Raw genomic sequence first — 16915 nt, 5'->3', positions numbered from 1 at the left:
AGCGTGCCTGAGTCGCACACCCCGCCCCGACGTTCCCGCCTGCGCCACCTCGGCGTCGTCGGCGCGCTCGTCGTCGGCAGCCTGGCCCAGGTCGTCACGCCGATCGTCGCCCTGCTGACCCTGGGCGCGCGTGACTTCGGCGAGTTCTCGTTGGTCTACCTCCTCTACGCCTGGGGCCTGTCGGTCCAGCTGTCGGTGTGCTCCGAGCCGTTCACCCGCGGACTGGTCAGGGCGCGCGTGCGTGCGGACGGCGCCGACCGCTACCGCTCCGTGTCGACGAGCCTCGCCGCGGCCACCGCGCTCGTGTGCGGCGTCACCGGGGCCCTCGTCTGGGGAGGCGCCGTCGCAGGAGCACTGGGGGCGCTCGCCGCCTTCGCGTCGGTCGTCCGCGCGGGCGACCGCTACCGCCGGGTGGTCGAGCGTGGCCTCGCGGGACCGGTCGCGGGAGATGCTGTCTTCCTGGTCGTCTTCGCCACGACCGCGGTGCTCTCGGCCGGGTCGCTCAGCGGCGTCGAGGGTGTGCTGGTCCCCTGGGCGGTCGCTGCCGTGACCACGTCCGCCGTGGCGAGCCGTCCTCGCCTCCCGCGCCGCGGGGACCTCACCTCCTGGCGACGGGAGCACGGTGCGCACATCCGGCCGCTGCTCAAGGAGTCGCTGGTGCTCGACGCGAGCTCGGTGGGCGGCGCCTACCTCCTCGTCCCGCTCCTCTCGGTCACCGGCTTCGGCATCTACCGCGCGGTGTCCAACGTCGCGACCCCCGTACGCCTCGTGACCGAGGCGCTGCGCCCGCTGGCGAGCCGCCCGCTCGGGCCGCGCGCCACGCAGGTGTTCCTCGTCGGGCTGACCGCCGCAGGCGTGCTGGCCGGCGTCGCCGCCTGGGCGGCGCTCGTCGCGGTGGACCACTACGGCTGGGACCTCGGAGTCGTCGTGGAGCTGCGCGACCACGCCATCGGGACGGCGGTGTTCGTCGGAGCCAGCCTGGTCGGAGCGATGACCTACTACCGCGCGCGGGTCTGGGCGTCCCCGCGACAGCTGTGGCGCGGCCGGCTGGCGCAGAGCGGCACCGCGCTGGCGATGCCGCTGGTCGGCGCCTGGGCCGGCGGCCTGGACGGCGCGATCGCCGGGACCGCCGCGGCCACCGTGCTCGGGGCCCTCGTGTGGGTGCTGCTCAAGCCGCAGGGGCAGGACGGCCCGTCACCAGGCGGCGCCACTCCCCGGCCCACCGCGCGAAGCTGAACTCGGCGCGGACGCCCGCGCGGGCCCGTCCCCCGAGTGCAGCGCGCTCGGCGACCGGCATCGTCACCACGGCCTCCAGGGCCTGGCGCCACTGGTCGTCGTCCGTGGCGGCGAGACCGCCGAGGATGTCGAGGACGGAGGCGTTCACCCCCACCGGGCTGCCGATCACGGGCAGTCCAGCGGCGGCGTACTGCAAGAGCTTGTAGGCGCACTTGCCGCGCGTCCACGGGTCGTCCGGCAGGGGCATCAGGCCCACGTCGGCCCCGGCCAACGTCTGCTCGACGACACCGGGGGCCCACGCCACGCGCTCGGTGAACGCGTCGAGCGCCCCGAGCGAAGCGCTGCCGGCGGAGACCACCCGGAGCCGGAGGCCGGTGCTGCGGTGCGCGGCCGCCAGGGCCGGCGCGATGCCGGCGAGGTAGGGCTCGGTCGAGGGGCTGCCGACCCACACCGCGACGGGCACGGGGCCGACCTCATAGTCGGTCTTCGCCAGGTAGCGGTCCGGCTCGACGCAGCTCGGCACCACCGCCACCTCGCGGTTGTGCGCCGCCGCCGCCTCGGCGAGGTGGTCGTTGCCCGCGATCACCTGATCGGCGGCCTCGACGGCCCGGCGCCAGGCACGCGAGCGGGAGAAGGCCCTCTGCGAGAGCCCGGGTTGCTGGACCATGAGCGCGTCGTCGAAGTCGTAGACCCCGCGCGCGGACCGCCGCAACAGCGTGCGCTCCACGGCACCGTTGGACAGCGGCGAGGCGTTGCGCACCAGCAGCAGCGGGCGGTCGGCTCCGGGCGAGCGGCGGCGCAACGCCGCCTCCGCGCGGGCGGTGCGCCACGGCTGGCGCAGCAGGTCGCCCACGCCGGTGGTCGACGTGCCGAGGTAGTCCGAGACGTCGGCCCGGAGGTCCAGGTGCTCGATCCAGTCGAGCGCCCGCACGCGCGCGCTCGCGCCGCCGCTGCCGTAGGGCATGACGACGTCGAGGTCGACCGGGGTGGTGCTCACCGTGCCGCACCGGCCAGGGTCGCGTAGTGACGCGCGTACGCCGCCCACACGTCGCGCTGGTCGAAGTGCGCCAGCGCCCGCTCCCGCGCGGCGGCTCCCAGCAAGGCCCGCCTGCCGGCGTCCCGCAGCAACGGCTCGAGCGCGTCGGACAGCGCCTCGGGGGTGTGGTCGGCGGCGAGCACACCGGTCTCCCCGTCCACGATCGCGTCCACCACGCCGGTGGCCGGGGTGCCCACGCACGTGACGCCGGCGACGGCGGCCTCGAGCACGACGTTGGGGAACCCCTCGCGTCGCGACGGCAGGCAGAGGAGGTCCATCAGCGCGACGTACGGCGCGACGTCGCCCACGTGGCCGGTTGTCTCGCTGGTCCAGCCTCCTGCGTCGTGCACGCCATCGAGGAGGTGCGAGGCACCCTCCTCACCGCCCACCAGCAGCAGCCGCCCGCGGATCCCGCGGCGGTCGAGCAGGCGTACGGCGTCCACGAGCGTGTCGAGCCCCTTGTCGGGGTGCAGGCGACCCACGAAGCCCAGGACGGGGAGGTCTGGCCCATCGGGCCAGCGCCCGGCGCGTGCGGCGGCACGCTGGTCGGGGGTCACGGTGAAGCGGTCCACGTCGACGCCGTGCGAGGAGCCCGGTCCGATGACGTGGATGCGGGACGCGATGCCGTCGGCGACGGCGACGGCGCGCAGGCTCGCGCTGAGCGCCACCACGTCGGTCGCGGACGCGGCGGACGCCTTCTCGAGCCACCGCAGCACCCGACGGCGGGCGCCGGTCGTGGTCTCGTAGCGCAGGCCCCAGAGCTGGTGGACGCGCACCGGCACCCGGCACAGCCAGGCCGCCAGGCCGACGAGCAGCGCAGCCTTGGGCGTCGCGGCGCTCACCACGTCGGGCCGCACCCGGCGGACGAGCCGCACCATCCGGAGCAGGGCGACGAGGTCGGGCACGGGAGCGGGGTCACGACGCATCGCGAGGTCGTGCACCACCACCGGGCTGCGGTCGGCCAGCTCGCGGGCGTTGTCGCCTCCGGACGACACCACGTGGACGTCCCAGCCCTCGGCCGCGAGGTGCTCGGCCGAACCGCGCAGGAAGGGGATCGAGGCGTCCGCGGTGACCGCTAGCAGGATGCGACGGCCGGACGGTCGTGCGCTCAACGGGTCGCCTCGGCGGCGGGCGACACCGGGTCTGACGAGCGGACGCTGCCGCGGAAGGGCTCCATCGTCGCCGAGGTGTCGCTGCTGACGCCCTCGCGCCGCAGGACGGTCCGCACGGTTTCGGCGATCACCGTCAGGTCGAGGCGAAGGCTGCGGCGCTCGACGTAGTCGACGTCGAGCTCGAAACGGTCGTCCCACGCGACGGTGTTGCGGCCGCGCACCTGGGCGAGCCCGGTCAGGCCGGGACGCACCTCGTGGCGCCGCGCCTGCCGGGGGGTGTAGAGCGGGAGGTAGTCCATGAGCAGCGGCCGAGGGCCGACCAGGCTCATGTCGCCGCGCAGGATGTTCCACAGACTGGGCAGCTCGTCGAGGCTGGTGGAGCGCAGGAGACGACCGAAGGGGGTCAGCCGCTCGGCATCCTGCTCCAGAGAGGCGTCCGGAGGCGCACTGCGCATCGATCGGAACTTGACGAGCGTGAAGGGCGCACCGTCCTTGCCGGGACGCACCTGGCGGAACAGCACCGGGCGACCGAGGTCGCGCGCGACCAGGATGGCCACCACCGCCTGCAGCGGCGCAGTCAGGACGAGCGCCACCGCCGACACCACGACGTCGATCGCCCGCTTGGGCACGTCGTAGGGGCGCCTGCCGGCGCTCATCGACGGACCGCCAGGAATGCCTCGACGTGCTCGACCACCCGGTCGAACTGCGCATCGGTCAGGGCCGACCCACTGGGCAGCGAGAGCCCGGTGCGGAACAGCCGCTCGGAGGTGCCGTTGGTGTAGGCCGGACGGCCGGCGAAGACAGGCTGGAGGTGCATCGGCTTCCAGAGCGGTCGTGCCTCGATGTCGGCCGCGGCGAGGTGCTGGCGCAGGTCGTCGGTCGACCAACCGGTGACCGCCTCGTCGACGACGACCGAGGTGAGCCAGAAGTTGTCGTGGTCGTCGCCGGCAGGGGCGTCGACGCCGTCGGGGCCGCCGAAAACGGTGAGGCCCTCCACCGGCTCGACCAGCTCGCGGTAGCGGCGGCGCCAGCCGCGGCGCCGCTCCAGCATCCGCGGGAGGCGGGCGAGCTGGGCGCGGCCGACGGCGGCGAGCAGGTTGGACAGCCGGTAGTTGTAGCCGACGTCGACGTGCTCGTAGTGGGCGACGGGCTGGCGGGCCTGGGTGGCGAGGTAGCGGGTGCGCTCAGCCATGTCGGGGTCGTCGCACAGCAGCGCGCCGCCACCGGAGGTGGTGATGATCTTGTTGCCGTTGAAGGACACGATCGACGCGACGCCGTCGGCGCCCGCGGGGCGTCCGTCGCGGCGCGCGCCGAGCGACTCGGCGGCGTCCACCAGCACGGGTACGCCGTGGCGTGCGGCCACCTCGCCGACCCGGGCGTGATCGGCCACCTTGCCCAGCAGGTCGACCGGGACCACCGCGGCGACGCGCTCGCCGGAGCCGCGCTGGTCGTCGATGGCCTTCTCGACCAGGGCGGGGTCGAGGTTTCCGGTCTCGTCGGAGTCGACGAAGACGGGCGTCGCGCCCGTGTAGGTGATCGCGTTGGCCGTGGCGGCGAAGGTCATCGAGGAGGTCACCACGACGTCGCCGGGACCGACACCGAGGTGCAGCAGCCCCAGGTGGAGGGCGGCGGTGCCCGAGCTCAGCGCGACGGCGAGCGAGCGACCGGTCGCCTCCGCGAGCTCGGCCTCGAAGGCATCCACCTCGGGTCCCAGCGGTGCGACCCAGCCCGAGCGCAGCGCGCGGACCAGCGCGTCCTCCTCAGCCTGCGTCACGTCCGGGGAGGACAGGTAGGTGCGGTCGGTCAACGGTCCCCCACCGCGTGCGCGAGGTCGCTGAGCTCAGCGGGGTCGAGGGCGGGGACGGCGACGCTGCGGATCATCGGGTGCTCGGTGCGCTCGGCGACCTCCTCGTCGGAGAAGAGCCGCTCGTGCAGCTTCTCCCCCGGGCGCAGGCCGGTGAAGACGATGTCGACCCCGGAGGCGTGGGAGAGCTCGATCATCCGGTGGGCGACGTCCAGGATCTTCACGGGAGTCCCCATCTCGAGCACCATCACGTCGCCCGAGCGGCCCATGGTGCCGGCCTGCACGACCAGCTCGCAGGCCTCGGGGATGGTCATGAAGTAGCGGGTCACATCGGGGTGGGTCACCGTGATGGGCCCGCCTGCCTCGATCTGCGCGTTGAAGGTGTGCAGCATCGAGCCCCGCGAGCCCAGCACGTTGCCGAAGCGAACGCTGATGAAGTGGCCCACACCCCGCGCGGCGTGCCAGGCGGTGAGCTGCTCGGCGATGCGCTTGGTGGTGCCGAGCACGCTCGTGGAGTCGGCGGCCTTGTCGGTGGAGATGTTGACGAAGTGGGCGACCCGGTGGCGCTCGGAAAGACGCAGCAGGTTGAGCGTGCCGAGCACGTTGGTCTTCCAGCCCTCGTCGGGGAAGCGCTCGAGCATCGGCAGGTGCTTGAGCGCAGCGGCGTGGAAGACGATCTCGGGCTGGTGGGCGTCGAAGACCTTCTCCAGCGCCGCACGGTCGCGGATGTCGCACAGGACGGTGTTGGGCTCGTCGAGGAGGCCGTGGCCGAAGATCGAGAGCTGGACCGCGTGCAGAGCCGACTCATCACGGTCGAGCATGACCATGCTGGCAGGGCCGAACTTGTGGACCTGGCGGGCCAGCTCGGAGCCGATCGACCCGCCGGCGCCGGTGATCAGGACCCGGCGACCGGTGAGGTAGCCGGCGATCTCGGTGATGCTGGTCGACACCTGGTGGCGCCCGAGGACGTCGCCGATCTCGACGGGCCGTATGTCGGCGGCACTCACCTGGCCGCCGATCATCTCCGAGACGCGCGGCAGCACGAGGAAGTCCAGGCCGGCCGACTGCGCCGACTTCTGGGCACGGTCGATCACGTGGCCGTTGGCCGAGGGGATCGCGAGGACGACGACGTCGATCGCGCGCGCACCGCCGACCGCGGCGAGCTGCGACCCGTCGCCGAGCACGGGGACGCCGCTGATGCGCAGGTGACGCTTCCCGGGGTTGTCGTCGAGGAAGCCGACGACCTCGTCACGGTCGCGGCGGAGGAGGTTCAGCACCTGACGGCCGGCGTCACCGGCTCCGTAGATCAGCACCCGACGACCGGCCGGGCGGGCCCCGTCGACGTGGAGCCGATCACGCAGGGCGCGGTAGAACAGGCGCCCGGCGGCGGAGATCAGGAGCGCCAGCGGCGGCGCGAGCACGACGACACTGCGTGGCGCGGGGCTCGACATGACTGCCGAGAGTCCCAGCGTGATGGCTCCGACCGCGGCGAGGTGGAGCGCCAGGCCGAAGGCCTCGTCGAAGGACCCGACGAGGTAGCGGCCGCGGTAGAACTTCGTGGCGTAGCCGAGGCCCAGGAGCAGGGCGGAGGCGAGCAGCCAGTAGACGATCACCGACTCCCACAGCACCTCGGAGAGGTTGAAGTCGTGGCGAACGCCGATCACCAGGGCGGTCGCCAGCGCCCAGGACCCGATGTCCCAGAGCGCGAGGAATCCCCTGCGCGCGAATGCGTTGTCCAGCAAGCTTCTCGCCCCCGTGCGTGAAGGTCGGTGTTCGTGGAGCGCCCCCGAGGGCCACCTCATGTTAGACCCGTTCAGACCACCTTGACGATTCGTCTTTCCGACCCCAGCCCAGGTGTTGCGAGGACTCAGTCGAGCTGGGTGCCGATCCACTCCTGCAGCCCGGCAACACCGTCGCGCAGGCTCCAGCGCGGCTCCCAGTCGAGGCGGCGCACCGTGTCCTCGACGGTGCACGACGCGTGTCGGACGTCGCCGTCGCGGTACTGGCCGGTGACGTGCGGCTCCGGCGCGGAGTGGTAGCGCGCGACCTCGCGGGCGAGGTCACCGATGGTGGTGCGTACGCCGCTGCCGACGTCGACGGTGCGCATGTGGTCGGCGGGCCGGCGGGAGATCGCCGCGACGAGCGCGCTGACGACGTCGTCGATGTAGACGAAGTCGCGGGTGATCTCGCCGTCCTCGTAGAGCGGGATCGACTTCCCCTCCCGCGCCAGGCGCGAGAAGAGCGACACGATCCCGGTGTAGGGGTTGGACAGCGACTGGCGCGGGCCGTAGACGTTCTGCAGGCGCAGCACCGACAGGCGGGTGTCGTGCGAGCCGGTCCACGCGGCCAGGATCTGCTCCTGCGCGAGCTTGGTGGCGCCGTAGACGTTGATCGGGTTCGGGTGGGTGCCGGCCACGGAGTTGGGCACGTGCGCCGCACCGTCGCCGTGGTCCCAGGTGCCGGCCTCGAGCTGGGCGTGGGTGCGCAGGCCGGGCTGGAAGGTCGACCCGTCGGCGTTGCGCCACACGCCCTCGCCGTACACCGCGCGCGAGCTGGTCAGCACGAAGTGGCCGGGGACGTGGCCGGCGCGGGTGAGCGCGTCGAGGAGCTGGGTGGTGCCGACGACGTTGACCATGCCGTGGCGCGTGCTCTCCGAGAGCGACTGCGCCGTGCCGGTCTCGGCGGCGAGGTGCACGACGGTGTCGGGACGCAGGTCCGCGACGACGGCGTCGAGGTCCTCGGCGCTGGTGACGTCGCCGATCCTGAGGTCGACGGAGTCGGGGAGGTCGGCCGGCGGCTGCGAGCCCGGGTGGACCTGCGGGTGCAGGTTGTCGAGGACGACCCACTGCTCTGCCGAGTCCGCGAGCTCGCGCGCCAGCGTCGTACCGATGAAGCCGGCCCCGCCGGTGACGAGGACGCGGCCGCCTGCCTGGGTTGAAGAAGACATGGGGGTCAGCCTAGGAGCCACGGACCGAAACCCGGATGTCGGCGTGCACGAGCGGTGACAGACTCCGCCGCATGAGCCCGGTGTCGCACACACGCGGACTCGTCGAGGTCGCCGTCGCGAGCGTGCTGTGGGGCACCGGCGGCCTCGCGGTCCAGCTGGTCCGCGAGGTCGAGCCGATGTCGCCGGTGACGATCAGCGCGTGGCGCATGGCGCTGGCCGCAGCCGTCCTGCTCGTCGCGCTCGTGCTCCTGCGTCGCGGCGGCGAGCTGGTCGACCTCGCCCGCAGGCAACCGGGGCGGCTGCTCGCGGTGGGCGTCGGGACCGCGGCCTACCAGGGGTTCTACTTCGTCTCCGTCACCCAGGTCGGCGTGGCGGTCTCGACCGTCGTCAGCCTCGGGCTGGCACCCGTCCTGCTGACCGTGGCCGAGGCGGTGCGGCACCGGCGCGCCCCCGCGACCGGCCGGCTGGTCGTGCTGGCGGCGGCGCTCGTCGGGCTGCTGCTCGTCAGCGTCGCCGGCCACGCGTCCTCGACCGGACCCGACCCGGTGGCCGGCGTGCTGCTCGCGGTCGCGTCCGGGACGACGTACGCCCTGACGACGGTCGCCGGAGGCTCCATCAGCCGTACGTCGTCGCCGCTGGCGCTGACCACCGGCATGACGCTCGTGGGGGCCGCGGTCCTGCTGCCGTGCCTGGCGCTCGTCGACGGGCCGCGGACGACCGGGGACCCCGTGGCGCTGGCGTGGCTGGCCTACCTCGGCGTGCTGACGATGGCGCTGGCCTACGTCCTGCTCTACTCCGGGCTGCGGGTCGTGGCTCCCAGCACGGCCGTGACGGCCAGCCTCGTCGAGCCCGTCACCGCGGCCGTGGTCGCGGCCGTGGTGCTGCAGGAGGCGCTCGGGCCGGCGGCGGTCGTCGGGATCCTGCTCGTGCTCGGCGCGGTGGCCGGGCTGGGCCGTCCGAGCGCGGCCGCCGGACCGGTGCTGCCGGATGCTGCAGCGCGCTGACTAGGGGTAGTCGACCTCGACCGTCACCCAGTCGACCAGCATGCTGTGGCGGCTGCCGCCGGGGACCGCGTGCTCGGGCTTGACGTCCTTGTTGGACAGGCGGATCTGGATGGGCGCGGCGTTGCCGGGGACCCGTCGGGCGTCCGGCGCGGAGGTGATGTCGTAGGGGCGGTTGCCTGCGGGGTCGCTCGCGGAGAACAGCACGGTGTCACCACCGACGGTGAACTCGGCGGAGTAGCTCCAGAACCTGCTCCACGGCTCGGCCCCGGCCGGGAAGAACTGGGTCACCGGCGTCATGATCGGCGCCCTCCCCGTGGCGGCGCAGGCGTTGACGGCCGTCTCGGGGGTGTCGTCGTAGCAGATGTGGGACGCGAACTGGGCCCCCGCCGGCTTGAGGGGACCGTAGCTCTCGATCACGTCGATCTCGCGCGGGTCGACGCCGTTGGGGTGCTGCACCCAGAGGGCGGCGTAGTTGCTGCCGGTGTCGGGCATGAGCAGGCTGGCGGTCACCCGCACCTTGGAGCCGACCGGGAGGACCCAGCCCTGGTTGGTGCGGATCTGGGAGAGGTGGCCGACCTCGAGCTGGCCGAGCCCGTTCTGCGCGGCCGCGTTGGTCCAGAGCATGTTGTGCCACTGGTCCGGCCACACCCCCGCGGGGCCGTCGAACCCGTCGTGGAAGACGGTCTCCCAGCCCGAGACCGGGGTGGGTTCGGGGGTCGGCGTCGCCTCGGGGTCCACGGGCACGAGGTCGGGGACGGGATCCGGGGTGGGGTCGAGTGACTCGATCACGCCCGGGCCACCGCCGAACCCTGCGGGCGCGTCGGCGACGACGACGAGGAGGAGCGCCGTCGCGAAGGTGCCGAGTGCGCGCGCGAGCGGGGACATCACCCTCCTGGAGGCAGCTGACGGACCGGGACCAGAACGGAGAATGCTACGGGGCACCACCGACGACGGACATCCGCCGGGCTCAGCCGACGGTGGTCAGCAGCTGGGTGGCACGGGTGAGCACGACGTAGAGGGTCGCACGGCCCGTGGCGGACTCGTCCTCGATCTCCTGCGGCGCGACCACGACGATCCCGTCGAACTCCAGGCCCTTGGTGTCGAGGCCGGTCAGCACCACGATGCGGTCCTCGCCGCTGGGAGTGACGCTCGAGTCGACCGCGGCGCGCGCGCCGGCGGAGTCGGCGGCGTGCTCCGGCCAGGACGCCAACCAGGCGTTGACCTCGGAGCGGCGCGCCGCCGGCACCACGATCCCGACGGTGCCCTCCACCCGCTCGGCCGTCGAGGTCACGGCCTCGCGCACGGCGGCCTCGAGGTCGTCGACCGGACCGACCACCCGCGGCTCCTCGCCCGTGCGGCGTACGGCGTCGGGGAGGTCGGCGTCGAGCCCCACCCGGCGGGCGTAGTCGGCGGCGAAGGAGTAGATCTCCGCGGAGTTGCGGTAGTTGGTGGACAGGTGGAACTCGTGGAGCTCCTTGCCCTCGAGCGCCTCGGCGCGCGCGGCGGCCGCCTCTGGGGCGTCCGGCCACGACGACTGCGCCGGGTCGCCGACGATCGTCCAGCTCGCCGCACGCCCGCGGCGACCGACCATCCGCCACTGCATCGGCGTCAGGTCCTGCGCCTCGTCGATGAGCACGTGGGCGTAGCCGTCGTCCTCGATGCGGTGGGTCGGAGCCGACCAGGCGAGCCCGCCGGGGGCGTACTCGCGCTCGGAGATGGTGGTGAGCTCCTGGAGGTCGACACCCCCCTCGAGCAGGCCGGTCTCGTCGAGGTCACGCTCGTCGTCGCTGCGCTGCGGCACGTCGCCGAGGGCGTAGCGCAGCTCGTCGAGCAGGGGCACGTCCTCGATCGACGGCCCGCCCGCGGCCCACGACTTGGCCAGCAGCAGCTGCTCCTCGCGGCTGATCACGCCCTCGCCGACGCGGGACAGGAACTCGGGGTCGCGCAGCCAGCCGAAGACCGTCGTGGCGTCGAGCGGCGGCCACCACGCGGTGGCGAACTCGACGAAGCCCGCGTGGCCGAGCATGTCGTCGTCAAAGGCCTCCCGGCCCCGCTCCTTGCCGCGCTCGCCGGTGACCTGGCGCCACATGGCGTCGAGCAGGGTCTTCGCGACGCGGGGCAGCTGGCGGTTGCGGCGGCCCTGCGACATCAGCTGGCGGCGCAGCCGTCCGAGCACGCCGGGGTCGAGGACGATCGTGTCGTCGCGCCAGTAGATGCGGAAGCTCGTCGGGGCGCCGGGGGCGTGCTGGCGCGCCGTGCGCCGCAGAAGCTCGGCCATCCGCGTCGCGCCCTTGATGTCGGCGACGGCCGGCTCGTCGTGGCGCGAGGCCCGGATCCCGCCGACGACCTCTCCGAGCGAGCGCAGCGCGACGGCGGTCTCGCCGAGGCTGGGCAGCACCCGCTCGATGTAGCGCATGAACACGCCGCTCGGGCCGACGACGAGCACGCCGCCACCCTCGTAGCGGCGGCGGTCGTTGTAGAGCAGGAAGGCCGCGCGGTGCAGCGCCACGACCGTCTTGCCGGTCCCGGGGCCGCCGGAGATCGACACGACCCCCTTGCCGGGTGCGCGGATCGCCTGGTCCTGCTCGGCCTGGATGGTGGCGACGATCGAGTGCATCGACCGGTCGCGGGCCCGGGAGAGCTGCGCCATGAGCGCGCCCTCGCCGACGATCGGCAGGTCCGTCTCGGCCTGGTCGTCGAGCAGCTCGTCCTCCACGCCCACGACCGTGCGGTGCAGCGAGCGCAGCACGCGACGGCGTACGACGCCCAGCGGGGTGGCCGCGGTGGCCTGGTAGAACACGCCGGCAGCCGGCGCGCGCCAGTCGATGAGCAGCACGTCGCGCTCGGCGTTGCGCACGCCGATGCGGCCGATGTAGCGCGGCAGGGTGTCGATCGCCGGGTCGAGGTCGAGGCGGCCGAAGACCAGGCCCTCGTGGGCGGCGTCGAGCTGGGCGATGCGCTTGGCGGCCTGGAAGACCATCGCGTCGCGCTCGACGAGGCCGCCCTCGTGCTCCAGCCTGCCGCGGTTGCGCCCCTCGGTCGCCAGGGCGCGGGCATTCACCATCGATGCCTCGAGCTGGACGTAGACCTCGTCGACGTACTCCTGCTCAGCCGCGATCTCCCGCGCTTCGAGCTCCTCGCTCAACTCCCGCTCCTCATCCCCCGATGAATCACTGCCCACCGTCTCGGGCAGACCGGAAAGCGTACCCGCGAGCCGACCTCATCGCCGACTTCCCGCGCATCCGCGGAACCCCGTCCGTGGCGCTCAGCCCACCAGCAGCACCGCGCCGACGACGCAGACGACCGCACCGAGCGTGCGGAGCCGGTCGGCTCGATCGAGCCTGCGCATCAGCGCCACCCGGTCCTCGGGCGCGGCCGACGACAGCCGACCGTGGGTCGGCGCAGCCACCGCCGCCGTCGTGGCGACCGCCAGCAACCCTCCGGTGAGGGCCACCCACGTGCCCGCATCCCCCGGCTCCACCAGCGCCGTCCACCCGAGCACCAGCACCAGCGGCGGGTAGACCAGCGCTACCACCGGCGTGATCCGGCGCGAGTGCCGGTCGTGGGCCACGGTCCACGCCTCGCGCGGCACGTCGCCGAGCGCGGGGTAGACGACGAGGTCGACGGTGAGCTGGAAGCCCAGGTGGGCGGCCGCGACGAGCAGCAGCCAGGGCGCGGGCTCGGCCAGGCTCATCGGTCGACCGGGCTCATCGAGCAGGCGTCCCGAAGGCGTCCGCACCGAGGTCGTGCTCGCCCGCCGCCAGGGCGTCGACGATGCGGCGCGCCACGTCGGCCGGGTCCAGGCCGGTCGGCAGCCCCGGCGCCTCGCCGGACAGCGGGCGGTCGGCCAGGCCGGTCTCGGTGTGCGGCGGGCGCACGTCGTAGACGTCGACGCGGCTGCGGCGCAGCTCGGTGCGCAACGCGGTCGCGACCGCGCTCAGCGCGGCCTTGCTGGCGGAGTAGGCCGCCATCCGCGGCATCGGGCGCTCGGCCACGACGGCGCTGAGCTGGAGCACGAAGCCCTGCGACTCCTCGAGCAGCGGCACCACGCGGCGCAGCAGGAAGAGCGGCCCGACGACGTTGGTGAGGAACAGCTCCTCCACGACCTCGTCGGGGGTGTCGGCGAGCGCGCCGAAGGCCACGACCCCGGCCGCGTTGACCAGGCCGTCGAGGCCGCCGAGGTGCTCGCGGGCGGCGGCAGCGACCGCGGCGCCGGCGCCCGCGTCGCCGAGGTCGGCCACGACGGGCACGCCCGTGCCGAGCGCGGCGAGCCGCTCGGCGTCGCGGCCCACCACCAGCAGGCGCGCGCCGCGGCGCTCGAGCTCGGCGACCACGAGCGAGCCGAGGGCGCCGGTCGCGCCGACCACCGCGATCCGGGCTCCGTCGATCTCGCGGCCAGTGGTGGACGGTGCCATGGGGTCTCCTTCGTCGGGCGTCGACTGCTTCTCCGTCGCAGGAGCCTCCGCGGATGCAGCCGGGCGACTACTACTTCCGGCTGAGGAAGGCCGTCATCGCCTCTCGCGCCTCGTCGCTGGCGAAGAGCCGCGCACTGGTCGTGGCCATCTCCTCGCCGAGCGCGTCGATGCGGGCGACGAGGTCGCGATTGAGGATCCGCTTGGACTCCCGCAGCCCCTGCGCCGCACCGGTGGCGAGGCTCGCGCACACCGCGGCCGCCTCCTCGTCGAGGCGCTCGGCCGGCACCGCCTTCGTGACCAGGCCGTACACCGCCGCCTCGGCGCCGGTGAACACCTCGCCGCCCAGCGTGGTCAGGGCCGCGGCGCGCGGGTTCATCCGGTGGTGGACGGTGAGGCTGATGATGGCCGCCGCCAGGCCGAGCTTGACCTCGGTGAGCGCGAAGGTCGCGTCCTCGGCGCTGATCGCGATGTCGGCCGCGGCGATGATGCCGATCCCGCCGGCGCGCACGGCACCGAGGTTCTTCGTCACGACCGGCTTGTCGAGCGTGGTGACGAGGCGCTGCAGGTCGACGATGCGGCGGGCGCCGACCTCCATGCCCTCGGTGGTCGCCTCCGCCAGGTCCGCCCCGGAGCAGAACACCTTGCCGGAGCTCTGCACCAGCACCACGCGTACGTCGTCGTCGGCGCCGGCCCGCTCGAGGTGGGCGAACAGCTCGGTGACGAGCTGACGGCTGAGCGCGTTGCGGTTGGCCGGGCTGTCGAGGGTGAGGGTCGCGACGGCGTCGGAGACGTCGTAGTGGACCAGTTCGGCGGGCGCGTCGGTCATGGCCGCCATCCTGCCGCAACCTCGCGCGCACGGGCGCGACCCCATCCGTGGCGCCGTCCGCTCCGAACACCCCCCATGCAGACACCGGACAAGACCGAGCGCTGGCAGACGCTGCGCCACGCGGCGTACGGCGTGCTGTCGACCGTCGTCGGCCTCGCGGCCGCCCACCTCGTCGCCGCGGTCACCGTGCCGGCGGCCTCCCCCGTGCTCGCCGTCGGCTCGACCGTCATCGACCTCACGCCCACACCGCTGAAGGAGTGGGCGATCCGCGAGTTCGGCAGCGCCGACAAGGCGATCCTGGTCGGGTCGGTCACCGTCGTCGTGCTCCTGCTCGCCGCCGTCGCGGGCGTCGTCGCCCGCAAGCGCGAGGCGACCGGGCTGCTCATCATCGTGGGGCTCGCCGGCGTCGCCGGCGTCCTCGCCGTCCTGCGCCCGGGATCCGGGCCGCTGGACCTCCTTCCTGCTCTGGTCGCGGCAGCCACCGCCGCCACGTCGTTGTGGTGGCTGCACCGGATCGACGGCCAGGGCTCCCTGGACCCGTCGATGGGGGTCGACGGTCCGAGCCGGCGCGGGGTCGTGCTGGCGACCGGCGGCCTGGCCGCAGCGGCAGTGGCCATGGGGGCACTCGGCCGCTGGGTGACGTCCTACCGCCTCGGCGGCACGGACGTCGCGCTGCCGGTCGCCACCGATCCCGCGCCGTCCTTCCCGACGGGCCTGGAGCAGAAGTACCCCGGCATCACGCCGCTGCGCACCCCCACCGACGAGTTCTACCGCGTCGACACCCGCCTCACCGTGCCGGCGGTCGACGTGGACTCGTGGACCCTCACCATCGACGGCGACGTCGAGCAGGAGGTCACGCTGACCTTCGAGGAGCTGTCCGCGATGGACACCGTCGAGCGCGACATCACCCTGACCTGCGTGAGCAACGAGGTCGGCGGCCCCTACGTCGGCGGCGCGCGCTGGCTCGGCGTACCCCTGGCCGACGTGCTGGCCCGTGCGGGCATCGACGCGACCAAGGCCGACCAGATCCTGTCGACCGACGTGGACGGCATGACCATCTCCACGCCGCTCGACGTCGCCCTCGACGGGCGTGACGCCCTCATCGCGATCGGGATGAACGGCGGCCCGCTGCCGCGCGAGAACGGCTTCCCCGCGCGGATGGTCGTGCCGGGGCTCTACGGCTTCGTCAGCGCGTGCAAGTGGATCACCCGGATGACCCTCACGACGTACGACGCCGAGCAGGCCTACTGGACCGAGCGCGACTGGGCCACGGAGGCCCCCATCAAGATCTCCAGCCGCATCGACACCCCCAAGCCGCTGTCCACCAGCGACGCCGGCCCGATCGTCATCGGCGGCATCGCCTGGGCACAGGGCGTCGGCATCGAGAAGGTCGACGTGCGCATCGACGGCGAGGCCTGGAGGCCGGCCACGCTCGGCCCGCAGGTCACCGACGACTACTGGCGCCAGTGGTTCTACGAGTGGGACGCCGAGCCCGGTCAGCACTTCATCGCGGTCCGCGCGACCAACAAGGACGGCGACGTCCAGACCGACGTGCGGATGACTCCCTTCCCTGAGGGCTCCTCGGGGCTCCAGGAGATCTCGGTCAGCGTGTCCTGACCCCGCCTGCCCCCTCCCCCGGATGAACGTCGTCGGGCGGTGGGTGACGCAGGTTCCGCGCCTTCCGGAACCTGCGTCACCCTCCGCCCGACGCCTGCGTCCGGGGCTTGTCCAAGGTTTGTTCAAAGTTTTTCGCCGAACCACCCATCCGCCCGGACCACCGCCCCGAACACCTCCTGTAAGCGGGCCACACACGGCCCACACAGAAGGCACCCCAGTCGAAAGGCATCCGCCATGAACACCAAGCTCCGCACCCGTTCCATGGGCCTCGCCGCCCTCGCGCTGACCGCCTCCATGGGCCTGGCCGCCTGTGGCAGCGAGAGCGACACCGAGAGCGCCACCGAGCCCACCACCTCCGAGTCCACCTCCGAGGCCCCCGCCGAGGAGCCCATGGAGTCGGAGTCCGAGGAGCCGATGGCTTCTGACGCGCCGTTCGGCCCCGGCTGCGCCGGCGTCCCCACCGAGGGTGAGGGTTCGGTCGAGGGCATGGCCGACGACCCGGTCGCCACCGCCGCCTCGAACAACCCGCTCCTCAAGACCCTGGTCGCCGCGGTGACCGAGGCCGGTCTGGTCGACACGCTCAACTCGGCCGAGGCCCTCACGGTCTTCGCGCCGACCGACGACGCCTTCGCCGCGATCCCGAAGAAGGACCTCAACGCGCTCCTGAAGGACAAGGAGGCGCTGACCACCGTCCTGACGCACCACGTCATCGGCGAGCGCCTCGCCCCCGACGCCGTCGCGGGCGAGCTCGAGACCCTGGCCGGCGACACGCTGACCGTCGAGGGCTCCGGCGAGGAGTTCACCATCGGTGAGGCCAGCGTCGTGTGCGGCAACGTGCAGACCGCCAACGCCACCGTCTACGTCGTCGACCAGGTCCTGATGCCGCAGATGTGATCGTCCCTCTGGACGCACACTGCA

The 16915-nt window shown here is 73.3% G+C and carries 15 protein-coding genes; 4 read left to right on the top strand and 11 right to left on the bottom strand.

The genetic code is table 11. The features are described from left to right. Positions 1 to 3: 3 nt before the first annotated feature. Entirely contained in the window at positions 4 to 1236 is a 1233-nt protein-coding gene (locus tag IRX98_RS09495) for an MATE family efflux transporter (RefSeq protein ID WP_224276138.1), read from the top strand. Here the strand turns inward: IRX98_RS09495 and IRX98_RS09490 are convergent. The 6 genes from IRX98_RS09490 to IRX98_RS09465 form a co-directional block, all read right to left on the bottom strand. Continuing rightward, on the bottom strand, positions 1169 to 2233 hold the full coding sequence (locus IRX98_RS09490; RefSeq protein ID WP_224276136.1) for a glycosyltransferase: 1065 nt from the start codon (positions 2231 to 2233) through the stop codon (positions 1169 to 1171). The two genes, IRX98_RS09495 and IRX98_RS09490, sit on opposite strands and share 68 nt — an antisense overlap. Further along, positions 2230 to 3384, bottom strand: a complete 1155-nt coding sequence (locus tag IRX98_RS09485; RefSeq protein WP_224276134.1) for a glycosyltransferase — start codon at positions 3382 to 3384, stop codon at positions 2230 to 2232. The genes IRX98_RS09490 and IRX98_RS09485 overlap by 4 nt, the downstream gene beginning before the upstream one ends. Next, positions 3381 to 4040, bottom strand: coding sequence for a sugar transferase (locus IRX98_RS09480; RefSeq protein ID WP_224276133.1), 660 nt, complete (start codon positions 4038 to 4040; stop codon positions 3381 to 3383). Before IRX98_RS09480 ends, IRX98_RS09485 begins: the two co-directional genes overlap by 4 nt. Then, the gene (locus IRX98_RS09475) at positions 4037 to 5191 is read right to left on the bottom strand and encodes a DegT/DnrJ/EryC1/StrS family aminotransferase (protein ID WP_224276131.1); all 1155 of its coding nucleotides are present in this window, start codon (positions 5189 to 5191) and stop codon (positions 4037 to 4039) included. Before IRX98_RS09475 ends, IRX98_RS09480 begins: the two co-directional genes overlap by 4 nt. Further along, positions 5188 to 6930, bottom strand: coding sequence for a polysaccharide biosynthesis protein (locus IRX98_RS09470; RefSeq protein ID WP_224276129.1), 1743 nt, complete (start codon positions 6928 to 6930; stop codon positions 5188 to 5190). The genes IRX98_RS09475 and IRX98_RS09470 overlap by 4 nt, the downstream gene beginning before the upstream one ends. A 125-nt stretch (positions 6931 to 7055) precedes the next feature. Continuing rightward, on the bottom strand, positions 7056 to 8135 hold the full coding sequence (locus IRX98_RS09465) for an NAD-dependent epimerase/dehydratase family protein (protein ID WP_224276127.1): 1080 nt from the start codon (positions 8133 to 8135) through the stop codon (positions 7056 to 7058). Between the two features lie 71 nt (positions 8136 to 8206). Between IRX98_RS09465 and IRX98_RS09460 the strand changes: the two genes are divergently transcribed. Then, entirely contained in the window at positions 8207 to 9139 is a 933-nt protein-coding gene (locus tag IRX98_RS09460; RefSeq protein WP_224276125.1) for a DMT family transporter, read from the top strand. On the opposite strand, the gene IRX98_RS09455 is transcribed toward IRX98_RS09460, so the two are convergent. The 5 genes from IRX98_RS09455 to IRX98_RS09435 all read right to left on the bottom strand — a co-directional run bounded on the left by IRX98_RS09455 (position 9140) and on the right by IRX98_RS09435 (position 14380). Further along, positions 9140 to 10024: a LamG domain-containing protein gene (locus tag IRX98_RS09455; RefSeq protein WP_224276123.1), complete on the bottom strand. Its 885-nt coding sequence runs from the start codon at positions 10022 to 10024 to the stop codon at positions 9140 to 9142. It abuts the gene before it with no gap. Positions 10025 to 10106: 82 nt separating this feature from the next. Beyond that, positions 10107 to 12284: a HelD family protein gene (locus IRX98_RS09450; protein ID WP_224276121.1), complete on the bottom strand. Its 2178-nt coding sequence runs from the start codon at positions 12282 to 12284 to the stop codon at positions 10107 to 10109. 120 nt (positions 12285 to 12404) lie between these two features. After that, positions 12405 to 12833 carry a hypothetical protein gene (locus tag IRX98_RS09445; protein ID WP_224276119.1) on the bottom strand — a complete coding sequence of 143 codons (429 nt, stop codon included), beginning with the start codon at positions 12831 to 12833 and terminating at the stop codon, positions 12405 to 12407. 13 nt (positions 12834 to 12846) lie between these two features. After that, the gene (locus IRX98_RS09440) at positions 12847 to 13554 is read right to left on the bottom strand and encodes an SDR family NAD(P)-dependent oxidoreductase (protein WP_224276117.1); all 708 of its coding nucleotides are present in this window, start codon (positions 13552 to 13554) and stop codon (positions 12847 to 12849) included. Positions 13555 to 13624: 70 nt separating this feature from the next. Continuing rightward, entirely contained in the window at positions 13625 to 14380 is a 756-nt protein-coding gene (locus tag IRX98_RS09435) for an enoyl-CoA hydratase-related protein (protein WP_308044563.1), read from the bottom strand. A gap of 75 nt (positions 14381 to 14455) precedes the next feature. On the opposite strand from IRX98_RS09435, the gene IRX98_RS09430 reads away from it, so the two are divergent. Both IRX98_RS09430 and IRX98_RS09425 read left to right on the top strand, forming a co-directional pair. After that, positions 14456 to 15997, top strand: a complete 1542-nt coding sequence (locus IRX98_RS09430) for a molybdopterin-dependent oxidoreductase (protein WP_224276114.1) — start codon at positions 14456 to 14458, stop codon at positions 15995 to 15997. Between the two features lie 234 nt (positions 15998 to 16231). Continuing rightward, positions 16232 to 16891, top strand: coding sequence for a fasciclin domain-containing protein (locus tag IRX98_RS09425; RefSeq protein WP_224276112.1), 660 nt, complete (start codon positions 16232 to 16234; stop codon positions 16889 to 16891). Positions 16892 to 16915 lie beyond the last annotated feature (24 nt).

Origin of the sequence: Nocardioides lacusdianchii, from assembly GCF_020102855.1 — a bacterium.
GTDB lineage: Bacteria > Actinomycetota > Actinomycetes > Propionibacteriales > Nocardioidaceae > Nocardioides > Nocardioides lacusdianchii.
Note: the sequence above shows the minus strand (reverse complement) of the source record. Positions and strands in the feature narration are given on the sequence as shown.